The organism is Veronia nyctiphanis, from assembly GCF_004116385.1.
Classification (GTDB): domain Bacteria; phylum Pseudomonadota; class Gammaproteobacteria; order Enterobacterales; family Vibrionaceae; genus Veronia; species Veronia nyctiphanis.
On the sequence record NZ_PEIB01000075.1, the window covers coordinates 1 to 2,849 of the forward strand.

Below are 2,849 nucleotides of genomic sequence, written 5' to 3' on the forward strand. Positions count from 1 at the left end.
GTGCTCGGAGACTTTATTGATACAAGCCGCATCCGATTCTGAAGCAGATCTGATAATGTACTCCATGTGAAATCGCCTCCTAGCTCATAACGCCGCCAACACAGGCGCGCGTTAGCGCGTCCAGCCCACGTTTTTTGTGGGCGATTGTGCTTGGCTTTGTTATGTGCTGTATTATGACGCACACTTTTTTGGTTTTAACAGAAAAGCCAGTGGGATAGAAAAGGGCCCCAAGAAAGCTGCAGCTAAATCGAGCATAAAACCAAATTTAAGACCACGGCGTTTACCAATGAAATAGAAGGCTAAGCCACCAATTATCCATATTGCCACCAAGATATAAGCTGTCATAGATGTGTTTCCTATTGTTTTAAGTCTCGTAAGATAGATACAGGGTGAATTCTTTAAGCAGAGATTCAGTATCTTTCCCATAAGATTCTTGAAGAGCCTTACCAAACTCAATTCCGGATAGAAGTAACTTTATCAAATTATCGAATTCTTGGGGATTTGAGTCGTGGATAAAGTGCACAAACAATGCACCAATTCTATAGAGTAGCCAGTTTACCACTCCATCTTTAGTTACTGCATCCCTTGCATTCTGAGTAAAAAACCAAAAGTTCAATTTCCCTGATAAATAGGCTTCTCTTTCCTTGTGGCTCATTAACTCCAACACTTCTTTTTTAAATGTGTAGTCAGCGCCTCCATTAGCGACAAACTCAGCGATCCCTTCTCTAAACCATAGTGGAACTCCTTCCATATGTGCTTTCTCACCGAGGTGAGTATAAAAAAGGTAATGCGTTAATTCATGCGTAGTTAATCTTTTGGTTGATCCTATATTGAATGCGCCTGGAGATAAAAACAACTTACCCCAATACACAGCCCCTCTAACATTTTTGGATAGAAACACATACTCATTAAAAGACTCCTGGGAGGCACATATATAAATCTCCACTGGCTTTTTGAAATTAGCGTTAAGCGCGTGCTCTACTACACCTTGGCTGTCATTTAAGAAGCCACTCAGAATAAGAGCGCTTCGCTTTGCAGGCGCTTCGTATCTAATACGATTATCAGCTTGTAGAACTAGAAAATGATCAGTAGATTTGTACTTGGCTAAGATAGCTTTGACCAATACAGGCTGTGTTATTGCAAGAGCAACAACACAAATAATAACTAGTGATATTGCCCAAATTATAGGTTTCTTAAATTTCATCCGATTAAAACTTTATATCTTGGCACTGGAGGCACATAACGCCTGCAAGCACAGGCAAAAAATGGCGGAGCGGTTCTTTGTCCTGTGACTGCATTTGTTAGCCCTTGCTCCATGTCTTTCGCGGCTTGCCGCCAGTACCTTGTGAAAAAGTCACTTAGCTTCATTCCGCAGAAAAGCGTGTTTAAACCACCAAAAGACAACAACCTGAACGTGAATTCAACTGCGTGATTGGAATTTCAGACACGCAACACAAACAAAGGTTGTTCACTGATTTCGACACAAACCTGCGGCTATGAAAAGAGGAATTTGGCGGCCAAACTATTGGACTCAAAACTCTAAAGTTGATGGGGGATAACGCTAGTCAAACTGGTAAAGTTTGCGCGGTTTCGAGTTGCGCCAGACGAGCTGGCGCAGAATTGGACAGAATCAATTTAGCAAGGTGAGTTACACGATCTGACCTTTGATAATAAAACTAATGGATTTTTTGCTTTGTGCTGCATGGTCTAGTTTTTGGGGTGCAGGTAACTGTCACATGAATGACAGGCGGCGGAGAGACCGCAGTAAGAGACCCTCTATATGTGTTTGCCGTAAGCAACGACTTAATGGCGAAAATGACAACGCGAAGTAGATGACTTTGCTGTTCGAGAGCATTGGCTGCTGGTGCAGCCAAAAGAATGCTATTGCCTATTGACCGGAGAAGGGCTCATATGTGTTATGTTTTAAGCCGATAGTTAAGGGCAATAACTTCAAATTGACCAGCGTCATTGAAGTTGAACTTGTAGTGTCTATAGCTTTCAGTTTCAGATATTACACCTTGTTCAATGTGCTGTTGAAGCCATTGGGAGTTTTCAATTTGGTGGCATCTATCGAAATGCTCACCTTCAATTAAGGTTTCGGCCATTTGCCACCTCATTGCAATTGGGTCGGCGAAAAAGACCTCTATTCGTGACGCCTGCCAGTCGATGAAGCGCAAAGTTACATCGCCATCAAGTTGAAGTATCTCGGGGTATTCAGCATCTGCTGTTGAAAACCCAGTATCTATGACTTTAGCTACTTCCACTTAATCTCCAATAAACATAACGCCTTGCTCACCGGAAAATTATTAGCGCAGCGAATGATTTTTCCGAGTGCAGCAACTTGTTATATGTGCCACAACATATAGATAAATGAATTCCATATCGCATGAACAACAAAAACAAATACGAATGGAACCATATGGCCATACCTAATCCGAAAGTACTCATAAGACGTGGCGTAAAATACGCCGGATCCTAATGCATGAAGTGCATTGTAATTTGAGTTTAAAATATGATTGACTCCAAAATTTATGGCTGTGAAAGCAACAACATAAAATGGGGATACACCAAACTTTCTTACAACACTACTAAAAAGAAAAAAAGAAAAAAGAAAAAAGAAAAAAGAAAAAAGAAAAAAGAAAATAATTGTTTCGAACAATGGAACTATGATAGCTAAATTTAAGTAACTAATATCATCAAATCCTCCCGTTTTTTCAGGCAGACTCCCTTCTACATAGTAAAGCTCATACATCAAAATTAATGACATAAGGGAAACAGAAAAAGGGTTCTACCCCGATTTCACGGACACATCCATAAAGAGGCATACTATGCCCAAAAGGAGTGTGTAT

The 2,849-nt window shown here is 40.7% G+C and carries 4 protein-coding genes; 1 reads left to right on the forward strand and 3 read right to left on the reverse strand.

Features of this window, described 5'->3' with window-relative positions:
• Positions 1-171: 171 nt before the first annotated feature.
• The 3 genes from CS022_RS25085 to CS022_RS24335 form a co-directional block, all read right to left on the reverse strand.
• Positions 172-345 carry a hypothetical protein gene (locus tag CS022_RS25085; protein ID WP_161569745.1) on the reverse strand — a complete coding sequence of 58 codons (174 nt, stop codon included), beginning with the start codon at positions 343-345 and terminating at the stop codon, positions 172-174.
• A 19-nt stretch (positions 346-364) separates the two neighbouring features.
• Entirely contained in the window at positions 365-1,204 is an 840-nt protein-coding gene (locus tag CS022_RS24330) for a hypothetical protein (protein ID WP_129124441.1), read from the reverse strand.
• 712 nt (positions 1,205-1,916) lie between these two features.
• Positions 1,917-2,264 carry a hypothetical protein gene (locus tag CS022_RS24335; protein WP_129124442.1) on the reverse strand — a complete coding sequence of 116 codons (348 nt, stop codon included), beginning with the start codon at positions 2,262-2,264 and terminating at the stop codon, positions 1,917-1,919.
• A gap of 248 nt (positions 2,265-2,512) precedes the next feature.
• Between CS022_RS24335 and CS022_RS25090 the strand changes: the two genes are divergently transcribed.
• Positions 2,513-2,677: a hypothetical protein gene (locus tag CS022_RS25090; RefSeq protein WP_161569746.1), complete on the forward strand. Its 165-nt coding sequence runs from the start codon at positions 2,513-2,515 to the stop codon at positions 2,675-2,677.
• Positions 2,678-2,849: the final 172 nt, after the last annotated feature.

What these genes read in the sequence shown, in the direction of transcription:
- CS022_RS24330 (WP_129124441.1), bottom strand. Translation starts at nt 1,204, where the DNA reads ATGAAATTTAAGAAACCTATAATTTGGGCAATATCACTAGTTATTATT.
- CS022_RS25090 (WP_161569746.1), top strand. Translation starts at nt 2,513, where the DNA reads ATGATTGACTCCAAAATTTATGGCTGTGAAAGCAACAACATAAAATGG.
- CS022_RS25085 (WP_161569745.1), bottom strand. Translation starts at nt 345, where the DNA reads ATGACAGCTTATATCTTGGTGGCAATATGGATAATTGGTGGCTTAGCC.